The sequence below is a fragment of the Motiliproteus sp. genome (assembly GCF_965230735.1).
Taxonomy (GTDB): Bacteria; Pseudomonadota; Gammaproteobacteria; order Pseudomonadales; family Balneatricaceae; genus Motiliproteus.
The window spans coordinates 3,544,944-3,569,878 of sequence record NZ_OZ246016.1; the positions used below are offsets into that span (position 1 = coordinate 3,544,944).

Annotated in this window: 22 protein-coding genes; 11 read left to right on the plus strand and 11 right to left on the minus strand. The window is 55.4% G+C overall.

The window, feature by feature from the left end:
* The first annotated feature begins 41 nt into the window (after positions 1-41).
* From ACO05M_RS16395 to ACO05M_RS16415, 5 genes are all read left to right on the plus strand, one after another.
* Positions 42-1,487, plus strand: a complete 1,446-nt coding sequence (locus tag ACO05M_RS16395; protein WP_421865299.1) for a LutB/LldF family L-lactate oxidation iron-sulfur protein — start codon at positions 42-44, stop codon at positions 1,485-1,487.
* Positions 1,484-2,158, plus strand: a complete 675-nt coding sequence (locus ACO05M_RS16400; RefSeq protein WP_421865302.1) for a LutC/YkgG family protein — start codon at positions 1,484-1,486, stop codon at positions 2,156-2,158. The genes ACO05M_RS16395 and ACO05M_RS16400 overlap by 4 nt, the downstream gene beginning before the upstream one ends.
* 111 nt (positions 2,159-2,269) lie before the next feature.
* The gene (locus tag ACO05M_RS16405; protein WP_421865305.1) at positions 2,270-2,977 is read left to right on the plus strand and encodes a 16S rRNA (uracil(1498)-N(3))-methyltransferase; all 708 of its coding nucleotides are present in this window, start codon (positions 2,270-2,272) and stop codon (positions 2,975-2,977) included.
* A gap of 221 nt (positions 2,978-3,198) precedes the next feature.
* Complete coding sequence (locus ACO05M_RS16410; protein ID WP_421865309.1) at positions 3,199-4,221, plus strand: Fe(3+) ABC transporter substrate-binding protein; 1,023 nt, start codon at positions 3,199-3,201, stop codon at positions 4,219-4,221.
* 62 nt (positions 4,222-4,283) lie between these two features.
* Entirely contained in the window at positions 4,284-5,966 is a 1,683-nt protein-coding gene (locus ACO05M_RS16415) for an ABC transporter permease (protein WP_421865312.1), read from the plus strand.
* A gap of 43 nt (positions 5,967-6,009) precedes the next feature.
* On the opposite strand, the gene ACO05M_RS16420 is transcribed toward ACO05M_RS16415, so the two are convergent.
* Together ACO05M_RS16420 and ampD are read right to left on the minus strand one after the other, a co-directional pair.
* Complete coding sequence (locus ACO05M_RS16420; protein WP_421865315.1) at positions 6,010-7,062, minus strand: ABC transporter ATP-binding protein; 1,053 nt, start codon at positions 7,060-7,062, stop codon at positions 6,010-6,012.
* A gap of 146 nt (positions 7,063-7,208) precedes the next feature.
* Complete coding sequence (gene ampD, locus ACO05M_RS16425; protein ID WP_421865318.1) at positions 7,209-7,766, minus strand: 1,6-anhydro-N-acetylmuramyl-L-alanine amidase AmpD; 558 nt, start codon at positions 7,764-7,766, stop codon at positions 7,209-7,211.
* Between the two features lie 157 nt (positions 7,767-7,923).
* On the opposite strand from ampD, the gene nadC reads away from it, so the two are divergent.
* Positions 7,924-8,766 (plus strand): carboxylating nicotinate-nucleotide diphosphorylase, encoded by an 843-nt coding sequence (gene nadC, locus ACO05M_RS16430; RefSeq protein WP_421865321.1) that lies wholly within the window; start codon positions 7,924-7,926, stop codon positions 8,764-8,766.
* Positions 8,767-8,813: 47 nt separating this feature from the next.
* Here the strand turns inward: nadC and ACO05M_RS16435 are convergent.
* The 3 genes from ACO05M_RS16435 to ACO05M_RS16445 all read right to left on the minus strand — a co-directional run bounded on the left by ACO05M_RS16435 (position 8,814) and on the right by ACO05M_RS16445 (position 11,048).
* Positions 8,814-10,027, minus strand: a protein-coding gene (locus tag ACO05M_RS16435) for an IS3 family transposase (RefSeq protein ID WP_421862467.1) whose coding sequence is annotated in 2 segments (ribosomal slippage) — positions 8,814-9,685 and positions 9,685-10,027 — 1,215 coding nt in all. Because the reading frame shifts where the segments join, the coding sequence is not laid out codon by codon here.
* A 110-nt stretch (positions 10,028-10,137) separates the two neighbouring features.
* Entirely contained in the window at positions 10,138-10,512 is a 375-nt protein-coding gene (locus ACO05M_RS16440; RefSeq protein ID WP_421865324.1) for a hypothetical protein, read from the minus strand.
* Positions 10,513-10,601: 89 nt separating this feature from the next.
* Positions 10,602-11,048 (minus strand): pilin, encoded by a 447-nt coding sequence (locus tag ACO05M_RS16445; RefSeq protein ID WP_421865327.1) that lies wholly within the window; start codon positions 11,046-11,048, stop codon positions 10,602-10,604.
* Between the two features lie 233 nt (positions 11,049-11,281).
* Between ACO05M_RS16445 and pilB the strand changes: the two genes are divergently transcribed.
* From pilB to ACO05M_RS16470, 5 genes are all read left to right on the plus strand, one after another.
* Complete coding sequence (gene pilB / locus ACO05M_RS16450; protein ID WP_421870774.1) at positions 11,282-13,003, plus strand: type IV-A pilus assembly ATPase PilB; 1,722 nt, start codon at positions 11,282-11,284, stop codon at positions 13,001-13,003.
* A gap of 108 nt (positions 13,004-13,111) precedes the next feature.
* The gene (locus ACO05M_RS16455; protein WP_421865329.1) at positions 13,112-14,332 is read left to right on the plus strand and encodes a type II secretion system F family protein; all 1,221 of its coding nucleotides are present in this window, start codon (positions 13,112-13,114) and stop codon (positions 14,330-14,332) included.
* Between the two features lie 8 nt (positions 14,333-14,340).
* Entirely contained in the window at positions 14,341-15,222 is an 882-nt protein-coding gene (locus tag ACO05M_RS16460) for a prepilin peptidase (RefSeq protein ID WP_421865332.1), read from the plus strand.
* An 11-nt stretch (positions 15,223-15,233) separates the two neighbouring features.
* The gene (gene coaE / locus ACO05M_RS16465) at positions 15,234-15,851 is read left to right on the plus strand and encodes a dephospho-CoA kinase (RefSeq protein WP_421865336.1); all 618 of its coding nucleotides are present in this window, start codon (positions 15,234-15,236) and stop codon (positions 15,849-15,851) included.
* A gap of 13 nt (positions 15,852-15,864) precedes the next feature.
* Positions 15,865-16,092: a DNA gyrase inhibitor YacG gene (locus tag ACO05M_RS16470; RefSeq protein ID WP_421865339.1), complete on the plus strand. Its 228-nt coding sequence runs from the start codon at positions 15,865-15,867 to the stop codon at positions 16,090-16,092.
* A gap of 60 nt (positions 16,093-16,152) precedes the next feature.
* Here ACO05M_RS16470 and ACO05M_RS16475 read toward each other — a convergent pair whose 3' ends face one another.
* The 6 genes from ACO05M_RS16475 to ftsA form a co-directional block, all read right to left on the minus strand.
* On the minus strand, positions 16,153-17,103 hold the full coding sequence (locus ACO05M_RS16475) for a Nudix family hydrolase (RefSeq protein ID WP_421865342.1): 951 nt from the start codon (positions 17,101-17,103) through the stop codon (positions 16,153-16,155).
* Between the two features lie 15 nt (positions 17,104-17,118).
* On the minus strand, positions 17,119-18,333 hold the full coding sequence (argJ, locus tag ACO05M_RS16480) for a bifunctional glutamate N-acetyltransferase/amino-acid acetyltransferase ArgJ (RefSeq protein ID WP_421865344.1): 1,215 nt from the start codon (positions 18,331-18,333) through the stop codon (positions 17,119-17,121).
* 99 nt (positions 18,334-18,432) lie between these two features.
* Positions 18,433-21,171 (minus strand): preprotein translocase subunit SecA, encoded by a 2,739-nt coding sequence (secA, locus tag ACO05M_RS16485; protein WP_421865348.1) that lies wholly within the window; start codon positions 21,169-21,171, stop codon positions 18,433-18,435.
* Between the two features lie 242 nt (positions 21,172-21,413).
* The gene (gene lpxC, locus ACO05M_RS16490) at positions 21,414-22,325 is read right to left on the minus strand and encodes a UDP-3-O-acyl-N-acetylglucosamine deacetylase (protein WP_421865351.1); all 912 of its coding nucleotides are present in this window, start codon (positions 22,323-22,325) and stop codon (positions 21,414-21,416) included.
* 71 nt (positions 22,326-22,396) lie between these two features.
* Positions 22,397-23,578, minus strand: coding sequence for a cell division protein FtsZ (ftsZ, locus tag ACO05M_RS16495; protein ID WP_421865354.1), 1,182 nt, complete (start codon positions 23,576-23,578; stop codon positions 22,397-22,399).
* A 91-nt stretch (positions 23,579-23,669) separates the two neighbouring features.
* Complete coding sequence (ftsA, locus tag ACO05M_RS16500; RefSeq protein ID WP_421865357.1) at positions 23,670-24,932, minus strand: cell division protein FtsA; 1,263 nt, start codon at positions 24,930-24,932, stop codon at positions 23,670-23,672.
* Positions 24,933-24,935: the final 3 nt, after the last annotated feature.

Here is a 24,935-nt window from a genome sequence, read left to right on the forward strand (position 1 = left end):
CTTTGCAGAAATGCCATAAAAACCATACATAGGCCCCTACGATGGAAATCAAAACCCCCGAATTCAAAGCCAGCTCCCGCATCGCACTGGAAGATGTATCGCTGCAGAAAGCCCTTGGAAACCTGCGTGACGGCTTCCCGCAAAAGCGTGCCGCCGCCGTGGCTCGAATGCCCGAATTCGAAACACTGCGCGACCAGGCCCGCGACCTGAAAAATCACACCATCGAACATCTGGATTACTATCTGGAGCAGTTCGAAACCAACGTAACCAAACATGGCGGCCAGGTTCACTGGGCCCGTGACGGCCAACAGGCTCGCGAGGCCATTCTGAAAATCTGCCAGAGCGCCGACGCCAAGACCGTCACCAAGGGTAAGTCGATGGTGTCTGAAGAGATCGCCCTGAACGACTACCTGGAAGAGAACGGCGTTCAACCGGTCGAAACAGACCTGGGCGAATACATCCTGCAGCTGCGCGAGGATCACCCCAGTCACATCATCGCTCCTGCGATTCACCTGAACCTCGACGATGTCAGCGATATCTTCTCGAAGAAGCATGGCACCGAGCGCACCGATGACCCCGCCGCCCTGATGCAGGAAGCCCGTGAGATGCTGCGCAAGCAGTTCGTCGGTGCCGATGTGGGCATCACCGGCGCCAATTTCTGTGTCGCCGAAACCGGCAGCACCATCATCGTCACCAACGAGGGCAACGGCGACCTGACCCAGACCCTGCCGAAGGTCCACGTGGTCATCACCACCATCGACAAGGTGGTACCGACGCTGGAGGATATGACCCTCTACCTGCGACTGCTGGCCCGCTCGGCGACTGGCCAGGAGTTCACGGTCTACAATACTCTGTCCACCGGACCGCGCCGCGAAGAGGATCAAGACGGTCCCGATGAATTCCACGTGGTACTGCTCGACAACGGTCGCAGCGAGATGGTCGGTACCGATTTCCAGGACATGCTGCGCTGTATCCGCTGCTCCGCCTGTATGAACCACTGCCCGGTGTATGGCTCCGTCGGTGGACACGCCTACGGCTGGGTCTACCCCGGCCCGATGGGTTCGGTGTTGACCCCCAAATTGATCGGCATCGACAAGGCCGGCCACCTACCCAACGCTTCCACCTTCTGCGGCACCTGCGAATCGGTCTGCCCGGTGCGTATTCCTTTGCCGAAGATGATGCGCCACTGGCGCGAGCGGGAGTTTGAAAAACACCTATCACCCACCGGCTTCCGCTTCGGCCTGGGCGTCTGGTCTCAATTCGCCCGCCGACCCAAGCTTTACCGCTGGCTGGCAAAGCTCAGCTCGCTATCGCTGAAGACCCTGTCCGGTAAGAAGGGCCGACTGAAATCCCTGCCACTGAAGAACGGCTGGACCGCCTGGCGCGACCTTCCCGCCCCCCAGGGCGGCACCTTTATGGATCAGTGGAAAAAGGAGCAAGGAAAAAAACAACAGGGCAACAAGCAGCATAAAGGAGGCCAGCAATGAGCCAGAACGCACGCGATCAGATTCTTGGCAATATCCGCCGCGGCCTCGGTCGAGGTGAACTGAGTCAGCAAGCCCAGACCCAGCTGAGCGAGCGAATCAGCCAGCATCCCCGGCACACCATTCCGGCCCGTGGTCAGCTTGATACCGAAGGCCAGGTCGCCCTTTTCCGCTCAATGGCCGAAGAAGCGGCCGCCGAGCTGATCGATATCGACTCACTGGAGAAGCTTCCCGTCGCCGTTGCCGAGTTCCTGCAGCAAAACCAGCTCAAGCAGCTGCTTCGCGGTAGCGATGCGGCGCTGGAAGCGCTGGACTGGAGTCCGCTGGAAGATATTAAAGTGGAGTCGCGCCCAGTCCAGGCTGGTGACCCGATCAGCCTGACTCTTAGCTTCGCCGGTATCGCTGAAACCGGCACCCTGATGCTGCATTCGGGCCCAAACAGCCCAACCACAATGAACTTCCTGACCGACATTCATCTGGTGGCGCTGCGCCAAAGCCAGATCGTCGGATTCTACGAACAGGCCTGGCAGCAACTGCGTGAGACCGTGGGAGAGAACTGGCCAAGAACGGTCAACATGATCACCGGCCCATCCCGCAGCGCCGATATCGAGCAACGTCTGCAGATGGGTGCCCACGGCCCCAAGCGGCTGGTCATCTTTATGATCAACGACTAGTCCATGCAGGACCCGCATCTTGCGGGTCCTGACTCTCTCGTCGCGCTGCCTCGCAGCTCACCAAGCAATGGCACTAGACCTTGAGACCACTAAGGTCTAGCATCGCGGCCCATGAATCTGCTACTACTCCAACCCGAGGACTTTATCGACAGCACTCGGGCCCGTATCAATGACCGCCGTCTTCAGCACGTGCTGAATGTTCATCGCGCCCAAATCGGCGACAGCCTCAAAGTTGGTCTGATCGATGGCCCGATGGGCCAGGGCAGCATCATCCAGTTGAATCAACAACAGCTGGAACTCGAGGTTCAGCTTGATCAATCGCCACCACCCCAACTACCACTAACCCTGTTGCTGGCGTTGCCGCGCCCCAAGATGTTGAAGCGGATCTTTCAAAGCTGCGCCACCCTCGGCGTACAGGAGCTGATCCTGATCAACAGCTACCGGGTCGAGAAGAGCTACTGGCAAACCCCGTTTCTGGCTGAAGACAAGATTCGTGAGCACTTGATTCTGGGACTTGAGCAAGGCATGGCAACCCAACTGCCCAAAGTGCAGTTGCGCAAACGCTTCAAACCCTTTGTCGAAGATGAACTGCCCTTAATCTGTCAAGGCAAACAAAGCCTGGTGGCCCATCCCTACCATGCTCAGCCATGCCCGCGCGGACTGACACAGCCGACTGTGCTGGCCATCGGCCCGGAGGGCGGCTTTATCCCCTACGAGATCGATAAACTGGCCGATACCGGTTTTCAGGCGATCGACCTGGGCCAGCGGATTTTGCGGGTTGAAGCGGCGATCGTCGCGGCTTGCGCCCGGTTGTTCTGACCACAACTCAACCCCTGATCTCGATTTCCCAAGCTTTTTTTCGGGCCCACTAACCGCGGTTAACTTCAGCAAGACCGCAACCCGTTTCACACAAAATTGATCCTGCTCATTTGTCGCATCAAACCAACACTAAAGTTATTGAAAATAAGATTGACTTTTATTTCCGATATAACGAGAATTCTTCTCATTATATTTCCGTTTAATTAGTGGATCTTAATACGATGAAAAAACTCGCTGTTCTTGCCGCTCTACCCCTGGCTGCCGCCATCATGCCTGCCCAGGCTGCCGAAGAGGTCAACATCTACTCTTTCCGCCAAGCCTTCCTGATCAAGCCGATGCTGGATGCCTTCACCGAAGAGACCGGCATCAAGACCAATGTGGTTTTCGCCAAGAAAGGCCTGGTCGAGCGACTCAAGAATGAAGGCAAGAACAGCAAAGCTGACCTGCTGCTGACCGCCGACACTGGCAACCTGATCTATGCCGTCAACCAAGGCCTGGCTCAACCGGTACAAAGCGAAGTTCTGGATGCCAACATTCCCGAGCAGTACCGTGATCCCAACGACAACTGGTACGCCCTGACTGCACGCTCTCGGATCGTTTACGCCTCCAAAGACCGCGTTAAGCCGGGCGAGCTGAAGAGCTATGAAGAACTGGCCGATCCGAAATGGAAGGGTCGTATCTGTACCCGTAGCGGCAAGCACTCCTATAACCTGTCACTGTTCGGCTCCATGATCGCCCACCACGGTGAAGCAGAAGCCGAGAAATGGCTGGCCGGCCTGAAAGACAACCTGGCCCGCAAGCCCCAGGGTAACGACCGCGCCCAGGTGAAGGCTGTGTACGAAGGCGTCTGCGATCTGGCGATCGGCAACACCTATTACTTCGGCAAGATGCTGCACAACAAGAAGAACCCGGAGCAGGTAGACTGGGCCAACTCCGTCAATCTGGTCTTCCCGAACCAGGAAGATCGCGGTGCTCACATGAACATCACCGGTGCAGCCGTCACCAAGCATGCCCCGAACCGTGACAATGCCATCAAGCTGATGGAATTCCTCAGCAGCACCAAGGGCCAGGAGATGTACGCCCAGGTCAACTATGAATTCCCGGTCAAGCCCGGCACACCGCTGTCAGGTCTGGTCAAGGAATACATGAGCGACTTCAAGGCTGATTCCCTGAGTCTGGCGACCATCGCAGAAAATCGTACCAAGGCGGCCAAACTGGTTGATAAGGTACAGTACGATCACTGATAATCTCTGATCGTTTCTGGAGGGCGGCCAGGTGTCGCCCTTTTGTAGTTTTTGGCTCCTGAATGACCAGCAGATCTGAATCAATCGCTCCCTCACAAACCCTGCGAAGCCCTAACAAGGGACGGCGCTGGCTGGTTGGTTCGCTGATCATCGCAACCCTGGTCTGCTTACCGGTCGCTTCGATCTTCTGGATCTCTCTCTTCCCCGAAGAGAATATCTGGGCCCATCTGTCCGAAACCGTTCTCCCCCACTACATAGAAACTACGCTGCTGCTGCTGGCAGGCGTCGGCGGCCTGTCGATCGTAATTGGTGTCAGCACTGCCTGGCTGGTGACCATGTGCCGCTTCCCCGGCAGCCGACTGTTTGAGTGGGCCCTGTTACTGCCCTTCGCCATCCCGGCCTACGTGATCGCCTACGTCTACACCGACCTGCTGGAATATGCCGGCCCGGTACAGATGGCGCTAAGAGACTGGTTTGGCTGGCAGACCGCCCGCGACTATTGGTTCCCGGACATCCGCACCCTCGGTGGTGCAATTCTGATGCTGTCGCTGGTGCTCTACCCCTACGTCTATATGATGGCTCGCGCGGCGTTTCTGGAGCAGTCGGCCAATATCCAGGCCGCCAGTCGCACCCTGGGCTGTAACGCCTGGCAAAGCTTCTTTCGGGTCTCTCTGCCCATTGCCCGCCCTGGTATCGCAGTGGGACTGTCGCTGGTATCGATGGAAACCCTGAATGACTTCGGTACGGTCGACTATTTTGCGGTCAAAAGCCTGAGCGCCGGCATCTACGATACCTGGCTCAATATGGGCAATCTCGGCGGGGCGGCTCAGATTGCCAGTATGATGCTGATCTTTGTCGTCATCCTGATCAGCCTGGAGCGAATCAGCCGTTCTCGGCAGAAGCAGTTCAGCGGTGCCGATCGCTACGGCAATCTTGAGACCTATCCGCTAACCGGCTGGCGCGCAGCGGGCGCACTACTGATCTGTGGCCTCCCCTTCGTCGCCGGCTTCTTGCTGCCGCTGCTGTTGCTGGCACGCTATGCCGTGATCTACTTCGATGAATCCTGGAGCGAAGACTTCTTAACCATCGCCACCAACAGTTTCGTACTTTCAGTGCTGGCTGCACTACTGTGCTGCCTGATCGGACTACTGCTGGCCTACAGCTCCCGGCTACACGGCAGCAACCGACTGATGAAGACCGGCATCCGCGCCTCAGGCCTGGGCTATGCCATGCCCGGTGCAGTACTGGCGATCGGCGTTATCATCCCGTTCGCCGCCTTCGATAACGGCCTGGATGAGTTCATGCGTGAGCAGTTCGACCTCTCCACCGGCCTGCTGCTCAGTGGTACCGCCTTTGCCATCCTGTTCGCTTACGTGGTGAGATTTCTGGCGGTCGCCGCCGGTTCGATCGAGTCCAGCCTGATCAAGGTCACCCCGACCATGGACATGGCCTCACGCTCACTGGGGCTCAACAGCATGCAGACGCTGCTTCGGGTTCATCTACCGTTGATTCGTGGCGGGATTCTGACCGGTGCTTTGGTCGTTTTCGTCGACTGCATGAAAGAGCTGCCGGCCACCCTGATCCTGCGTCCGTTCAACTTCGATACCCTGGCAACCCAGGTCTATCAATATGCATCGGATGAAATGATCGAGCAGTCGGCGCTGAGTGCGTTGCTGATTGTACTGGTCGGTTTGATTCCGGTGATCCTGCTAAGCCGCTCGATCACCGCCTCCCGCCGCTGCTGACGCGACCTCCTCGAAACCGGCTGGGTCGCTTTGCAGCCAAACGCTAGACCGCGGTTTGGAAGGCCACCAGGTTGTCGGTCTCGACCCGCAACCCCACCTGCTCTCCCACCTGATAGTCATGATCGGCACTGACAAAAGACGACTCTACCAGACGCCCATTGGGAAGCCTCAGGGTATAGAGGGTCGAGGTGCCAAGAAACTCGCGCTTTACCACCTCTCCCTGAACGGAGCAGTCAACACAACCGGGGACGATTTCGTGAGGACGCAGGAACACATCCAGCTCCACACCTTGGTGCCATTGTGTCGCCTTACCTTTGACCAAACCGATATCGGTTTCGACCAAGCCGCCCTCTAGGGCCCGGCCACGGACAAAGGTACCTTCGCCGACAAAACCGGCCACCTTGAGGTTAGCCGGATGATGGTAAACCTCAAACGGTGAGCCCCACTGCTGCAGATAGCCATCCGCCAGGATTCCCAGCTTGTCACTCACGGTAAACGCCTCATCCTGATCATGAGTCACCATGATGGCTGATATCCCCTCCTCTTTAAGAATATCGCGCACCTCAACCGACAACTGACGACGCAACTCGGCATCCAGGTTAGAGAAAGGCTCATCCATCAATAACAGCTTCGGCTTCGGCGCCAACGCCCGTGCCAGCGCAACCCGTTGCTGCTGCCCGCCGGAAAGCTCATGGGGGTAGCGATCGGCCATACCCTTGAGCTCAACCAACTGCAGCAGATGCTCGATAGTACTATGGCGTTTGCTGCGGCCTAACTGGCGCAGCCCGAAGGCGATGTTGTCACGTACGCTCAGGTGTGGAAATAACGCGTAATCCTGGAACACCATGCCGATATTACGCTGCTCCGGAGGCACATTAGATTCCGGCGTAGAGATAATACAGCCATTCAAATTGAGATGGCCGCTGTAGATCGGATTGAAGCCGGCAATCGCCCGCAGCACGGTGGTCTTACCACAGCCGCTTGGGCCGAGCAGACAAGTGACTTCGCCCTGCTCAACCGTAAAACTCAGCTGTTTAACCACTACCTGTTGCTGATAACGGCACTCGATCTGCTCAACCGCCAGTAATGACGCCATGTTGACTCCGAAGACGCCGAATCGAAACGATAGAATCCGGCGCGAAACATAAAAGGCAAAGAAAAACCTAACAATAAAGTGCAATGATAAGTGCTAATCATTCTTGCTAGCAATCATCAACTTGATCTAGCTTGATAAGAATCAGCTTAAGACGAGATGGAACGGTGAAGACGCGACCAGTCAAACGATGGTCCTGGGTCGGTTTTTCGGCCTGGCGCGATATCGCTATGGCCAACGATCTTCTCTTTTGACAAATCGGGGTAGCTGACCAGAAGCAGATTGATCAAATCAGCCAAGCGCTGGTACTGGGCATCGGTGTAAGGCATATCATCGGCGCCTTCTAATTCGATCCCGATAGAGAAATCATTGCAGGCCTCTCGCCCCTGATAGCTGGACACTCCCGCATGCCAGGCCCGGCGATCAAAGGCAACAAATTGTGTGATGGTGCCATCGCGCTCGATCAACACATGGGCGGAAACCTCCAGTCCTTCGATCTCGGCAAAGAACGGATCGGCCTTCGGGTCCAGACAGTTGGTGAACAACTCTTGGACATGGCCGCCGCCGAACTGTCCCGGCGGCAGGCTGATATTATGAATCACCAACAGATCGACCGGTGCGTCGGGGCGTTCATTTTGGTTCGGCGAGGGACAGTGCGATACCGCCTGAAGCCAGTGATCTGTAATTGAAAGGGTTTTGGTGGACATTGATGCCACGTCCAGTTCTTAAATGAATGCCAGTATAACCTCTGCCGCAACGACGGTAATCTGTTAAAATCTCAGCCAAATTATGACGCAGCACTACGGCGCCGTATTTGCCCCGATATCGTTGCGTATCGACCGACATTTTGAATGAGTTAGTACCATGTCTGCACCGGAACACCTGAAAGCCGATCTGGAGATCACCGTCAAACGCGCGCTGGAAGAAGATATCGGCAGTGGTGACATTACCGCAGCCCTGATCCCCGCTAATCAGATGGCTAAGGCCGAGGTGATCAGCCGCGATGAAGCTACCATATGCGGCCGGGATTGGGTTAACGAAGTTTTCCGCCAGGTCGACCCGACCGTCAAACTGCATTGGCACGTCAACGACGGCAACCGGGTTGCACCTAACCAGCCCCTATTCACCGCCGAGGGCCCCGCCCGCTCGCTGCTGACCGCCGAGCGCTGCGCGCTAAACTTCCTCCAGACTCTCTCCGGCACCGCCAGCCGCAGCCACGACTACGCCGAGAAAGTACGCACCACCGAAGTCAAGCTACTCGACACCCGAAAGACTCTACCGGGCCTCCGCAACGCGCAGAAATACGCGGTCTCCTGCGGCGGCTGTTACAACCACCGCATCGGCCTCTACGACGCCTTCCTGATCAAAGAAAATCATATCGCCGCCTGCGGTGGTATCGCTAATGTAATCGCCCAGGCCCGCCATAACGAGCCCGGCAAACCGGTTGAAATTGAGGTGGAAAATTTGGAAGAGTTCCAGCAGGCACTTCAAGCCGGTGCCGATATCATCATGTTGGACAACTTCTCCCTGGCCGAAATGCGCCTAGCGGTCGAACAGGCTGCCGGCAAAGCCAAACTCGAGGCCTCCGGCGGCATCACCAGCGAAACCCTGCTCAGCTACGCTGAAACAGGGGTCGACTATATCTCCATCGGCACCCTGACCAAGGATTGCGATTCGGTGGATCTGTCGATGCGGTTTATCGACTAACGTCCGCTCGTTTAACTTGTCTTGTCCTGATATAGGTTGACATCCTTTCAGGTTGAAAACGCCCGATGCACCTCATCGGGCGTTTTGTATTTTAAGGCCATATGTGGCCGCCGTGTATTGTAGAGTCGGATCGACTCATCAACCATGATCGTGGCCTGATCTAGATCCTCTGGCTTTCTCAGCAGATACTCACCTTTCAGAATCCCGTTTACTCTTTCCGCAAGCGCATTCTGATAGCAGTCATACCCATCCGTCATCGAACAACGCACACCGTGCTCCTTATGTACGGCCTGATAGCGCTTTGAACAGTACTGTATCCCCCTGTCAGAGTGATGGATAAGCCCGGCGCTACCTTGGTAACCATCCAAGGCCTTCTGATAGGCCGTTAATACGGACTCAGCCCTCAAATCACCGTGTACGTGATAGCCGACGACTTTGCGTGAATACGCATCGGTAACCAGGCTCAGATAGGCCTCTCCGTCCCTGACTGGAAGATAGGTGATATCCGCGACCCAGATCTGTTCTGGCCGTGTGGCTTGCTCTTGCTCTGCACCGGGCTTTAGCAAGTTAGGATGGCACCAGAAACGATGATGACTCTGCGTAGTCTTGTGATATGCCCGGCGTCGCTGGACCAATAAGCGGCGATCCCTGAGCAGTTCAAATAGTTTGTCCCGGCCGATTTTACATTCCGTTTCGGCATTGAGCAGGGACAGTAGCTTACGCGCTCCCAGCCGAGGTTGCTGCATACGCTCACGTTGAACAAAGCTCAGTATGGAACAACGCATCTTTGCTTGCTGTTTCGCTCGCTGGCGTTGCTGATAGTAGGCCTGTCGGCTGATACCGAGGATTTGGCAAGCTCGAGTAACCGTCAGCCCTGTGACCTGCCGTTCTTCGATGACTTGCCGCGAGGCTTTTTTACGACACGGACCCCGTGATCCCGTTTGAGCACATCAACCACCGCTTCGAAGAACTCCGCTTTTTGCTGGGCATCTGCCAACTGTTGCTCAAGCTCCTTGATCCGCTGCTCTGGGGTAAGTTCTGAAGGCTTGTCTGACATTAGTTTTGCCTGGTGATCTGATCCTTGAGACCAATCTAGCCTGCCATGCTTACGTAGCCAAACTAATACGGTTGAGCGACCTTGGATGCCGTAACGCTGCTGTGCCTGCTTATAGGACAGTTCACCGGCTTCTACTTGGTCGACAACCGACAATTTAAAGGCGAGGGAATAATCTTTCTGAGTACGTTTAGTCTTTGTTTTCATGTCACTTCCCGAGTTAATGATCGAAAAGTGTCAACGTTATTCAGGACGGGACAACTCCATCAAAAAAGGCGACATCTTGTCGCCTTTTTATTCACTCAGTAATGATTCGATCATTTCACCCGACAGCGGGCATATCCGATAACATCCCAGTCATCACCACCGCTTTTCTGCAGTTTCAGTACATCGACCACATCAATCGCTACACCCCGGGCACCGGTCGCATCAAACTTTTCGCACAAAGAGCTTGCAAAAGCATTTCGATCAGCAACCTGCTCTTTAATTATGCCAATCGATAGATTGCTGTGATTCCAAACATGGGACTTAATAGCCGGCTCGGATAGCACAATCTGATTGAGCTGCTCCTTTTGCTGATTTGTCAGCTCCGGCTTTTGTATTTCCACTAAATAGACCAGAGTTCCCGCCACCACACACATTAAGAAAAAAATGGTGGTTTTGGTTTGCTTAGATAACTGGCGAAGGTTCATACACCCAAATACACCCAGAATAAAATTAACAGCTATAAATACCAAAAGCCCCGCAAATGCGGGGCTTTAATTTACTATCTTAGCAAGCTTTAGTCATCACACAAGCCAGCACCTAAACAACCAGAAGCGGAATCCACGGTCCAAAGGATTTGGCCATTGGTCAACGCAGCGTCGATAATATAATCGTCTGCAGCCGCAATCCCGTCTACCGCAGCAGGCGTAACGGTCATGGTAATTGCCAATGAAGTAGCGCCAGACAACGCCAGACTAGTGACACGGGTACCACCTGCTGCACCAGTAATAGCCTGAGCTACCGATCCATTTTGTGCAGATGTGCATTGTGTCAGGTCATTCTCAACTTGGCCGCAGACTTCAATGGCAGACTTAACGCCATTACTGGCCATAATAACTTCAGAATATGCAGCCTTGGCCACATAAGTCTGGTACGCCGGCAGCGCGATAGCGGCCAGAATACCGATGATCGCTACCACGATCATCAATTCAATCAGGGTAAAACCTGTTTGTTGCTTTTTCATAGCATCGTCTCCTAAACGTTTGATACCCACCCACTCCTGGGCAAAGTGTCCTGATCTTATCGGCCGCTATTGGCACTCACAAGTCGTTATCGGTTAAATGTCGGCTTTTTTTAGCCGCTCCCTGTTATTTGGGTAGTTTCGAGTATAGGGAGCGTTTTCTGGCAAGTACATAAGTGCTATGGTTTAACGCGTGTCTCTTTGACTTAACTCAATACTTTAAAATTTGGCTTGATATGGGCGTACAACCTATCCAACCACTGACGGGACTGGCCCGCCGCTTGGTCAATGACAGCATACTGTCGTCCGAGAATGCCACCCAAGCACTGAATGCAGCAAACCAGCAAAACATCTCCTTTATCAGCTATGCAGTACAGGAAAGACTGGTCAGCGCCTACAAGGCCGCTACAGCGGCAGCCGATGAGTTCGGTGCTCCCCTGCTGGATCTGGATCAGTTTGATATCGGCTCGATCCCTCAAGAGCTGGTACCGGAAGAGCTGATCCGAAAACACCAGGCTCTACCACTAATCAAACGTGATAATCGGATCTATGTCGCCGTGGCTGATCCGACCAATATCCAGGGGCTGGATCAGATTAAGTTCAGCACCGGTATCAAGACCGAAGCGATTGTGGTTGAAGAGGATAAGCTAACCGAGTTTATCGACCATTTTTTAGAGCAACAATCGAGTACCGAGCTAGATGGTCTAGATGATGCTGATCTGGAAAATCTGGAGCTCGATGAGATCAAAGAGCACGGAGTCGATGAAGACGACGATGCCGATGACGGTGCTGGAGATGCGCCCATTGTACGTTTTGTCAACAAAATCCTTTTGGATGCGATCAAGTCCGGCTCCTCCGACATCCATTTTGAGCCCTACGAAAAGTCTTACCGTATTCGCTTCCGCACCGATGGCATCTTGCGTGAAGTGGCCAAGCCACCAGTCAACCTGACGCCCCGGCTAGCCGCTCGCCTTAAAGTTATGTCGCAGATGGATATCTCCGAGCGCCGTATCCCCCAGGACGGCCGGATCAAGATGAAGATCTCCAAAACCAAGTCGATCGATTTCCGGGTCAATACCCTTCCTACACTATGGGGAGAGAAGATCGTGCTGCGTATTCTGGATGCATCCAGCGCCCAAATGGGAATTGATGCGCTGGGTTACGAGCCAGATCAGAAAGACAGCTACCTAAAAACATTGGAACAACCCCAAGGCATGATCCTAGTGACCGGCCCTACTGGTAGCGGTAAAACAGTTTCGCTTTATACCGGCTTGAATATTCTCAATACCGACGAGCGCAATATCTCTACCGCCGAAGATCCGGTCGAGATCAACTTAGAAGGCATCAACCAGGTCCATGTAAATCCGAAAGTCGGATTAACTTTCGCCTCGGCCCTTCGTTCGTTCCTACGCCAAGACCCTGATGTGGTTATGGTGGGTGAGATTCGTGACCTGGAAACCGCTGAAATTGCAATCAAGGCTGCCCAAACCGGTCATATGGTGCTCTCAACCCTACACACCAATAGCGCACCCGAAACCCTAACCCGTCTTCGGAACATGGGAGTTCCAGCCTTTAATATAGCCACCTCGGTTTCTTTGGTCATCGCCCAGCGCCTCGGCCGCCGACTATGCAGCAGCTGTAAGCAACCAGTCGAGATTCCCGAACCAGCCCTAAGGGAAGAGGGTTTCAGTCAAGCCCAGATTGATGCGGGCATCACCGTCTACGCTCCCGTCGGCTGCAACAGCTGTGTCGGCGGCTATAAAGGCCGAGTTGGTATCTACGAAGTAATGCCGATGACCTCAGAAATTTCAGCACTGATTATGAATGACGGGAACTCGTTGGAGATAGCCGAACTGGCAGCCAGCCAAGGAATCAATAACCTCCGAGCATCGGGCTTGTTAAAAGTAATCCAGGGAGTCACTAGCCTTGAAGAGGTCAATCGGGTGACGAAGGTTTAATTAGCAAAGGCTTGATCCAGCGCTATAGCGCAGGCCCGAAACTCTGGTACATTTCCTTTAGTTTTTGACCGAACACTCAGATCGAGTTCGACGGAACAGGAAGAAAGCATGGCGGCTAAAGAAGCAAAACTTGTAACCTTCGCCTGGGAAGGCAAAGATAAAAGCGGTAACAAGAGCAAAGGCAAGATTGAGTCTGAATCTATCGCTTTTGCCAAAGCCCAGCTTCGCAAGCAAGGCATCATTCCATCAAAGGTGGTTAAGCAACGAGCCTCAATGTTCGGTAGTTCGGGCAAGAAGACCACACCGCTGGATATCGCTGTGTTCACCCGCCAGTTGGCAACGATGATGAAAGCGGGGGTACCAATGGTACAGGCTTTCGATATCGTCGCCGGAGGGGTCGAAAAAGATGGTCTGAAAAAAATGATCATCGATATCAAAAACGATGTCTCCAGTGGCTCTAACTTGGCAGCATCCCTACGCAAATTCCCGATCTTTTTTGATGACCTGTTCTGCAATCTGGTCCACGCTGGTGAGCAGTCCGGTGCACTGGAAACCATGCTTGACCGGATCGCCACCTATAAAGAAAAAACCGAAGAGCTCAAAGCCAAGATCAAGAAGGCGATGACCTATCCGATTGCAGTCATCATCGTGGGCATCATCGTATCGGCAATCCTATTGATCAAAGTGGTACCGCAGTTCGAGTCAATTTTTAAAGGCTTCGGTGCTGACCTGCCAGCTTTCACCAAGTTTGTAATTACCCTATCCGAGTACGCCCAAGCCTACTGGTTTATAGCACTTGGAGTCATCGTCGCCAGTGGCTTTTTAATTCGCGCCACCCATCGCAAATCAGAAGGGTTCAGGGACGCCGTTGATAAGTTCAGTCTTAAAGTTCCAGTAATTGGACAGATCCTACACAAGGCAGCTATTGCCCGTTTTGCACGGACCCTGGCCACTACCTTCGCTGCCGGTGTACCGCTGGTCAACGCCCTAGAATCCGCTGCTGGCGCCTCAGGCAACGTGATTTACCGGACCGCCATCCTACAGGTCAAAAATGGCGTCTCTACGGGCCAATCACTGCAAAATGCCACCCGTATGACGGGCGTTTTCCCGAACATGGCCGTACAGATGATCGCCATTGGCGAAGAGTCCGGTTCGCTGGATGAGATGCTCGACAAGGTCGCCTCCTTCTATGAGAACGAGGTCGACAACGCCGTCGACAGCCTGACAAGCTTGATGGAGCCCTTCATTATGGCAGTACTTGGTGTACTGGTTGGCGGACTGGTTATCGCCATGTACCTACCGATCTTTAAGCTGGGTGCGGTGGTCTAATTTGCGGCATGGCAATTATTGAAGTATTTAGCGCTTATCCAGGCTTATTGATCGGTTTTACCCTGATTCTGGGGCTACTGGTCGGTAGTTTTTTGAATGTAGTGATCTACCGCTTGCCGGTGATGATGGAGCGGGAATGGCAGCAACAGTGTCAGGAGCTACTGGCCGACCAGCAATCATCACATCCTCAAGCCGAGCCTGAGCCGGTTTTCAATCTGGCGGTACCACGTTCCAGCTGCCCCAAATGTGGGCATCAGATCACTGCGCTCGAAAATATTCCGGTGCTGAGCTATCTATGGCTCAAAGGCCGTTGCTCTGGCTGCCAAACCTCAATCTCTGCCCGCTACCCATTGGTGGAACTGGCCACCGGTTTGATTTCAGCACTGATTGCTTACCAGTTCGGCGCCTCAGCACTGCTGATACCGCTACTGCTGTTCAGCTGGGTTCTGATCTCGCTGACAATGATCGACTTCGATCACCAACTTCTGCCTGACTCGTTAACCCTTCCTTTGCTTTGGCTTGGGCTGATCGTCAATGCCTTCGGGCTGATTACCGATCTGCACAGCGCGCTCTGGGGCGCCGTGGCCGGATACCTGTCTCTGTGGAGTGTGTATTGGGCTTTCAAACTGCTAACCGGCAAGGAAGGGATGGGCTACGGAGACTTCAAACTGCTGGCCGCATTGGGAGCCTGGATGGGCTGGCAGATGCTGCCGTTAATCGTTGTACTCTCTTCGTTGGTCGGTGCCGTTATCGGTATTACTCTGACCGTTGCAAAAGGTAGGGATCATCAACAGCCGATGCCGTTCGGCCCATTCCTCGCCATTGCTGGCGGCATCGCCCTACTTTGGGGCCCCGCTTTGATCAACCAATATCTGCAGATTCTAGGCTAACAAAACCTGCTATGAGTTGCTTTATCGTAGGCCTGACCGGTGGCATCGGCAGTGGTAAAACTACCGTCGCCAATCTTTTTGCGGCCAGAGGAATCGAGCTGGTCGATGCGGATGTTGTCGCTCGTGAGGTGGTGGAGCCCGGACAACCGGCGCTTCAGGCTATCGCAGAGCGCTTCGGTGCAAAGATCCTTGGAGCGGATGGCAGCTTACAACGCGCCGAACTTCGTAAGATTGTATTTGCCAATCCGGAGCAACGGATCTGGCTGGAGAATCTGACTCACCCGCTAATCCGCCAACGGATCATTGAACAACTGCAGCAGGCGCAATCAAAATATGCCCTGCTGGTTTCGCCGCTACTGCTGGAGACCAACCAGCGGCAGCTATGCCACCACATCCTGGTCGTCGATCTCCCTGAATCACTTCAGCTTGAGCGTACGGCTCGTCGAGACAGCAACAGTCTTGAGCAGGTCAAAGCGATCATGAAAGCCCAGGCCAATCGAGCCGAGCGACTAAAGCAGGCTGACAGCCTGATCGACAATTCGCAACCGCCTGATGCGCTAGCGAGCCAGGTTGATAAACTGCACCAGCAATTCCTATCCTTAGCTAACGCATTCGACGTTAATCGATAATCTGAGAACCTAAATGCCCGTTATCAACTGCCCCCATTGTCAGAAGCCGATCGAATGGGACAGCAACAACCCCCACCGACCTTTTTGCTCCGAGCGCTGCCGGCTCATTGACCTTGGCGCCTGGGCTAACGAGGAATACCAGATCAGCAAGCCGAGCGGCACGGAAGTAGCGATGGATCCGGAGGAGGCCGAAGAACTGCTCCATCAACTCGAACAGGCGGCAGAGCCACCGCTACACTGACTGGAATCACTGACTGCGGGGCTACCTGGATAGTCCCCATCTCCCCTTCCAAAGGCAACACTAGAGCTTGCGGCTGATAAAGGTGCCGATCCCTGCCACCCCATGGCCGCCGAGATCTAACACCTGCGATAGCTGCTCCCGTGACAAGCCACCCAGGCCATAGACCGGCAACTGCATCTGCGCCACCAAAGACTCAAACGCGGACCACCCCAACGGTTGGGCCTCAGGATGGGTTTCGGTCGTACAGACCGGCGACAGCAACGCGTAATCCAGCTCCAACTGTTGAGCCGAATGCAGCTGTTGCGCGTTATGGCAAGAAGCACCAAGCCACTTCGTCTTCAGCCGTTGACGATCAGCGGGGGAGAACTCCGCCAGTAACCGGCTGTTCAGATGAATCCCATCGGCATCGACCTGCTCGAGCATTGAAGGATGACGGTTCAACAGTACCTTCGCACCCTGTCGACGACAAAGCGCCAGCACCTGTTCCGCCAAATCCCGATACGATCTATCGTCAAGATGATTGGCCCGCAGTTGAACCAGACCGACGCCGCTATCTAGGGCCGGTTCTAGCCGCTGTAATAACAGTTCAGCGGGTAACTCGGGAGTAATCAGGTATAACTGAGGTAACTGCAGAGCAGTGATAATCGGGCGGTTTGCCGCAGGAAAGTCAGCGGCCTCCAACATGTCGATATCCAATCGATACAGAAGCTGCCCTTCCCGCCCCTCAGGCTCACCTTCGAATGCAGTGACACGCCAGACATCCAACAAGACCCGCTTGTCCGGGTAGTCATAGGGAATACGGATCAGCGGTTCGAACTGTGTGGGGACAATCCCCAGCTCCTCTTCAAGCTCACGAACCAAGGCCTGCTGCGGTGTTTCATCCGGCTCCAGCTTACCACCCGGAAATTCAAGCAGGCCACCCTGATGCAGATGGGCTGGACGACGGCTGATCAACAAGCGGCCGTCATCCAGATAGATCGCCGCTGCGGCGACATGAACAACCTTGGTCACAAATAGGCTCGTCGATCAGCTACGGTAGTCGGCATTGATCGTGACGTAATCTTTCGACAGGTCGGTGGTCCAGACGGTTTCTCTGACGTCACCGCGTGCCAGCTCGACCCGGATCAGGATATCTTCCTCATTCATCACCGTCTGTCCCTGCTCCTCGGTGTAGTCCGCCGCACGGCCACCATTCTCGACGATGCAGACATCCCCCAGGTAGATCTTCAATGCTTCCAGATCCAACTGCTCGACACCGGCATAACCAACCGCCGCCAGAATACGCCCCCAATTGGGATCGGATGCGAACAGCGCCGTCTTGACCAGCGGCGAGTGGGCAATGGCATAAGCGACTTTCAACGCTTCAGCACTGTCGTCGGCACCATTGACTTCGACACTGACAAACTTGGTTGCCCCTTCACCATCCCGGACGATCGCCTGGGCCAGCTCCCGCAGTACAGACTCAATGGCCTCGGCGAACTGATCCCACTCAGCTTGACCGGGCGCACAAACAACGCCGGACGCACCGGTTGCCACCAGCATGCAGGAATCGTTGGTGGAAGTGTCGCCATCGATCGTGACCCTGTTGAAGGTGCGCTCGGCCACCTCGGACAACAAAGCTTGAAGATCCGCCTGCTCAACCTGCGCATCGGTGGCGACATAGGCCAGCATGGTCGCCATATTTGGACGGATCATCCCTGCCCCTTTGGAGATACCGCTGACGCGAACGGTTTGACCATTCATTTCCAAGGAACAGCTGGCGCCCTTGGGCCGGGTATCGGTGGTCAGAATACCGCTGGCGGCAGCTTCCCAGCCATTCTCCGACAGCGCGTCCACGGCAGCAGGTAGCGCCGCATAGATTTTCTCGACCGGCAGCTTTTCACCGATAACACCGGTCGAAAACGGCAATACCTGCTCGGCTTTCACACCAACCAATTCGGCCAGTTTGGCGCAACAACCACTGGCATCAGCCATCCCTTCGGCTCCAGTGCCCGCGTTGGCATTACCGGTATTAGTCAGCAGATAACGGGGCTGGCCGGCAGCCAGGTGTTTTTTGGACAGCGTCACCGGTGCGGCGCAAAACGCATTGCGAGTAAAGACACCGGCAACACTGGCGCTTTCCGTTAGCTCCATCACCACCAGATCCAATCGTCCCGGGGTTTTGATGCCGGCGCTGGCGGTACCGAGGCGAAAGCCGCTGATCGGTTCAAAATTCGGAAGGGTGGCAGGTCCTACGGCCATGGTCTAACTCCTTAAACTAAAAGGGATCCGACTGTGTTGCAGCCGGATCCCATTATTGAATATACGGCCCCATAGGGCAGTCGTGCAGGTAATTGGCAATTACGCCAGCTTACCGTGGCACTGCTTGTATTTCTTGCCGGATCCGCACGGACAGGGTTCGTTGCGACCAACTTTACGGTCTTCGCGAACGAACGGCTGGCTGGGCTCGGCACCCTCGGGCTGCTCCTCCTGGCCACCGTCTCCCATCGCATTGGCTTGGGCGTGCTGGAACTCCATCTGCTGACGCTCCATCGCTTCGCGACGCTGGCGCTCGATCTCTTCGACCTCTTCAGGCTGACGCACCTGCACATGACAGATGATCCGAACCACATCCTGCTTGATGTTGGCCAGCAACTCCTGGAACAGTTCAAAGGACTCGCGCTTATATTCCTGCTTCGGATTCTTCTGCGCGTAACCCCGCAGATGGATACCCTGACGCAGATGATCCATGGTAGCCAGATGCTCTTTCCACAGCGTATCGAGAACCTGCAGCATGACCTGCTTCTCGAACAATCGCATCGACTCGGTACCGACAACCTCTTCTTTCTCGGCGTAAGCATCCAAGACCGACTGCAGAATCTTGTCGCGCAGGGTTTCTTCGTGCAGTTTGTCGTCGTCGTCCAACCACTGTTGCAGCGGAAGCTCCAAGTTCAGATCGGCCTGAATCTGTTTCTCAAGACCCGGCACATCCCACTGCTCTTCCAGACTCTGGGGCGGGATAAAGTCGCTGATCAGGTCGTTGACCACCTCTTCGCGAATCGCGCTGATGGTCTCGGATACATCGTCGGTGCTCATCAGCTCGTTACGCTGATCGTAGATTGCACGACGCTGATCGTTGGCGACATCATCGTATTCCAGCAGCTGCTTACGAATATCGAAGTTACGACCTTCCACTTTACGCTGGGCTTTTTCGATCGCGTTCGAGACCATCTTGTGCTCGATCGCCTCACCTTTCTCCATTCCCAGCGCCTGCATGAAGTTACGCACCCGCTCGGAAGCGAAGATTCGCATCAGGTTGTCATCCAGCGACAGGTAGAAGCGGGAAGAACCCGGGTCACCCTGACGGCCAGAGCGGCCTCGCAGCTGGTTGTCGATCCGACGCGACTCGTGGCGTTCGGTACCGATGATGTGCAGACCGCCGGCAGCGATGACCTGCTCATGGCGCTGCTGCCAATCCTGCTTGATCGCTTCGATCTGGGCTTCGCTCGGATTGTCCAGCTCGGCAACCTCCGCTTCCCACTTACCACCCAGCACAATATCGGTACCCCGACCGGCCATGTTAGTAGCGATGGTCACGGCACCCGGACGTCCTGCTTCGGCCACCACATGGGCTTCACTTTCGTGCTGCTTGGCGTTCAGGACGTTATGTTTGATCTTCTCTTGAGTCAGCAGTTTGGAGATCACTTCTGACATCTCGATCGACGCGGTACCCACCAGCACCGGCTGCTGACGTTCCTGACAATCACGCACATCGGCGATAATGGCGTCGAACTTCTCCGGCATGGTCAGGTAGATCAGGTCGTTGTGGTCGGCCCGCTGGACCGGACGGTTGGTCGGGATAACCACCACATCAAGACCGTAGATCTGATTCAATTCGAACGCTTCGGTATCGGCGGTACCGGTCATACCGGACAGCTTGTCGTAGATCCGGAAGTAGTTCTGGAAGGTGGTCGAAGCCAGGGTCTGGCTCTCGTTCTGGATCTGTACGCCCTCTTTGGCCTCCACCGCCTGGTGCAGACCTTCGGACCAGCGACGCCCCGGCATGGTACGGCCGGTATGTTCGTCAACGATAACGATCTGCCCACCCTGGACGATGTAGTCAACGTCCTTGGTGTAGACCACATGAGCACGCAGGCCGGCGTTGATGTGGTGCAGCAGGTTCAGGTTTTTGGGCGCATACAGGGATTCGTCTTCGGCCAGCAGGCCCATCTCCATCAGCAACCCTTCCACGTACTGGTGACCCTCTTCTGTCAGTTCGACGGTACGTTGTTTCTCATCGATGCGGAAATGGCCGGCAGGCTCTTCAACCCCTTCCTGGGGCTCAAACTCGGGCTGACGCTCGAGCTTAGGAATCAACAGATTGATCTTCTGGTACAACTCCGAGCTGTCTTCGGCCGGACCGGAGATGATCAGCGGCGTCCGCGCCTCATCGATCAGGATCGAGTCCACCTCATCGACGATGGCGTACTGGAGTGAACGCTGCACCTTGTTCTCGGTGCTGAACGCCATGTTGTCACGCAGGTAATCGAAGCCGAACTCGTTGTTGGTACCGTAGGTGATATCGGCCTGGTAGGCCTGTTGCTTCTCTTCCGGGCTTTGGCCGGAATAGATCACCCCGACACTCAGACCCAGCGCGTTATACAGTTTGCCCATCCACTCGGCATCACGGCGGGCCAAGTAGTCGTTGACGGTTACCACATGCATGCCCTGGGCGGGAATCGCATTCAGGTAGGCGGCCAGCGTTGCTACCAGGGTTTTACCCTCACCGGTTCGCATCTCCGCCACACGGCCTTCGTGCAGGGTCAGACCACCGATCAACTGGACATCGAAGTGACGCATCCCCAGTACCCGCTTGGAGGCCTCACGACAAACCGCGAAAGCCTCGGGAAGCAGCTTATCGAGGCTCTCGCCCTGTTCAAAACGCTCACGGAACTCGGCGGTTTTCTCGGTCAGCTGCTGATCACTCAGCTCGGCGATCTGCTCTTCAAACGCATTGATCGATTTGACCACCTTACCCATGCGTTTCAGTTCGCGATCGTTTTTACTTCCAAAGATTTTCTTGAACAGGGATGCGACCATAATCAGTGTCTTAATTTCGGCAAATTGTCTGGCCCCGAAGATTGCTCCATGGGGGCGGAAAATAATTAAATGGGGGCATGATACCGAGATTTCAATACAGGGTCGAAGGATTTAGAAAAGCGGCAGTTCAGGACGTTCCCTGCCGGCATAAATCTCAGATTTTCAACCACTCAGAGACACAAAAGCCGGAATGGATCACTCCACTCCGGCTTCTGGTTGGTATCACGGCATTAGGCTCACAATCAGCCCGTCAGCACCGGCTTCATATAGGAGATCGGCGCGCTGTCATTATCCTCGAAGGTTACCACCTCCCAGGCATCCTGCTGGCCTAACAGTTCACGCAGCAGCATGTTGTTCATATAGTGACCGGACTTGAAGCCTTTAAACTCGCCGATCAGACTCTTGCCCAGCAGGTACAGATCACCTACCGCGTCCAATACCTTGTGCTTCACGAATTCGTCGTTATAACGCAGGCCGTCTTCGTTGAGGACCCGGTAATCGTCCACCACGATGGCGTTATCCATACTGCCACCCAACGCCAGGTTATTGGCACGCAGGTATTCAATATCGCGCATAAACCCAAAGGTGCGGGCCCGGCTGACCTCTTTAACGAATGAGGTGCTGGAGAAGTCCAGCGCGCACTCTTTATTCCGGCCTTCAAACACCGGGTGATCAAACTCGATCGTGAAACCTACCTTGAAACCGTCAAAAGGCTCAAAACTGGCTTTCTTACCCTCGTGCTCGATCGAAACCTTGCGCTTGATACGAATAAACTCTTTTGCCGCTTCCTGTTCACGGATTCCGGCCGATTGGATCAAAAACACAAACGGCGCCGCGCTGCCGTCCATAATCGGTACTTCTTCGGCACTGAGTTCAACATAGGCATTATCAATGCCCAACCCCGCCATCGCCGACATCAGGTGCTCGACGGTAGACACGCGCACCCCATCGTTGAAAAGGTTGGTGGACATGGTGGTGTCGCCGACGGACTCGGCCCAGGCTTTGATCTCTACGACCGGATCCAGATCAACCCGCCGGAATACAATCCCGGTATCTACCGGGGCCGGTTTCAAAGTCATATAGACTTTTTGACCGGTATGCAGGCCGACGCCGGTGGCCTTGATGGCGTTTTTGAGAGTTCTCTGTTTGATCATGGAAAGTCGCTAAATCCGTCAAAAAAATTAATCGCGCACTATACCAAAGTCGTGATTTTCTTTACAGCCAATCAGTCCGCCTGACGGCGCAGAAAAGTCGGTATATCCAACAGTTCCGGCTCGTCATCGGTTCCCGTCTTTGGTACCGGTATTTCTTCCTGTTCCGGCTCTGACAACACTTGTGCCAACGCAGTTCCCTGGCGTCGGCGAACAATCGCAGGAATTTCCATCGCTTCGAAATTCAGACTGCCGTCACGGTGGCGCTGCAGCGGGGTATTGCTGTTCTGTGCCGGCTGACGCTTCCCCAGCCCGGTCGCCACCACGGTCACACGAAGCTCATCGGTCATCTCCGGATCGATCACGGTACCAACCACCACGGTGGCTTCCTCAGAGGCGATCTCATGGATCACTTCACCGACCTCATTGAATTCGCCCAAGGCCAGATCCAGACCGGCGGTGATATTAACCAGAATGCCCTGGGCACCCTGTAGGTCGATATCTTCCAACAGCGGACAACGGATCGCCGCCTCAGCAGCCTCACGAGCACGATCTTCGCCGGTGGCGAAACCGGTCCCCATCATCGCCATGCCCATCTCCGACATCACGGTCTTCACATCGGCAAAGTCAACGTTGATCATGCCGTCGCGGGTGATCAGTTCGGCAATACCCTGCACCGCGCCCTGCAGAACCCCATTGGCCTCCTTGAAGGCATCGGTCAGCCTGGCGCTGGGCCCCATCACCTTCAGCAGTTTCTCGTTCGGTACCGTGATCAACGAGTCGACACTTTCAGCCAGCGCTTTGAGGCCGTCGTTGGCAATCGTCATCCGCTTACGCCCCTCGAACGGGAAGGGTTTGGTTACCACCGCCACGGTCAAGATACCCAGTTCACGCGCCACCTCGGCCACCACCGGCGCCGCACCGGTACCGGTACCGCCACCCATGCCAGCGGTGATAAACACCATATCGGCCCCTTCGAGCATCTGCGCAATCCGGTCTCGATCTTCGATCGCCGCCTGGCGACCGACCTGCGGATTGGCACCGGCACCCAACCCCTTGGTCAGTTCATTGCCAAGCTGCATCACACTGGCCTGCGCCATGTCCTGCAACGCCTGGGCATCGGTATTGGCGCAGATAAAATCGACTCCTTTAATCTCACTGCCCAACATATGACGGACCGCATTGCCGCCACCGCCACCAACGCCGATAACCTTGATCACCGCCCCCGGTGGTGTCTGATCTACCAATTCAAACATCTCCCTCTCCCCTGGGAATAACCCCAACTCTCAACCTGTCTCTTACACTCACACCGCCCCTCCGAGCGCCCATCTCAGGAGCGGCCAAACCCTAAAAATTATCTTTAAACCAGCCCTTCATTCGCTCCAGCATTCCCGGAAACGAAGATCCCGCCGACGGCATTCGCAATCCGCGTCGAGCCTCCATCGCCGAACCCGCATTGGCCGGCAACTCCTTCTCCGCGTACTGCAGCAGTCCCACGCCCGTGGCGTAGATCGAGCTGTGCAGAATGTCTTCCAACCCCACCACGCCCTGCGGCTTGGCCAATCTGACAGGCATATGGAAAATTTCCTCAGCCAGCTCCACCGCCCCTTCCATCCGCGCGGTACCGCCGGTCAATACGATGCCGGCTGCCACCAGGTCTTCGAAACCGCTGCGGCGCAGTTCGGCCTGGACCAGCGAGAACAGCTCGTCGTAGCGGGGCTCGACCACCTCGGCCAGGGCTTGGCAGCTCAGATCCCGCGGCGGACGATCACCGATGCTCGGCACCTTGACCACTTCGTCGGCACTGGCCAGCTGCGCCAGCGCGCAGGCGTATTTGATCTTCAAATCTTCGGCATGCGGCGTCGGTGTCCGCAGCGCCATGGCGATGTCGCTGGTGACCTGATCGCCGGCGATCGGGATCACCGCGGTATGGCGGATCGCGCCGCCGGTGAAGATCGCAATGTCGGTGGTGCCGCCGCCGATATCGACCATGCAGACACCGAGCTCTTTCTCGTCCTCGGTCAGTACCGCGTAGCTCGAGGCAACCTGCTCGAGCACCATGTTGTCGACCTCCAGGCCGCAACGCTGAACGCACTTCTCGATGTTCTGGGCCGCGTTGACCGCGCCGGTGACCAGATGGACCTTGGCTTCGAGGCGGATACCGGACATCCCCAGCGGTTCCTTGATCCCCTCTTCGTTATCGATCACGTATTCCTGCGGCAGGATATGCAGGATTTTCTGGTCTGCCGGAATCGCCACCGCCCGGGCCGCATCGATCACGCGATCCAGGTCCTGCTCAACCACTTCGCCGTCGCGGATCGCGACGATGCCGTGGGAGTTCATCGAACTGATGTGGCTGCCGGCAATACCGACCGTGACCGAGTGGATCTTGCAGCCGGCCATCAGCTCGGCCTCTTCCACCGCCCGTTGGATCGAATGCACGGTCGACTCGATATTGACCACCACCCCTTTCTTCAGACCCCGGGATGGGTGCGAACCGATACCGACCACTTCGATCGTGCCGTCCGGGCCCACTTCTCCCACCAGCGCCACCACCTTGGAGGTGCCGATATCGAGGGCAACGATCATGTTATTGTGCTGTTCCAACATCTG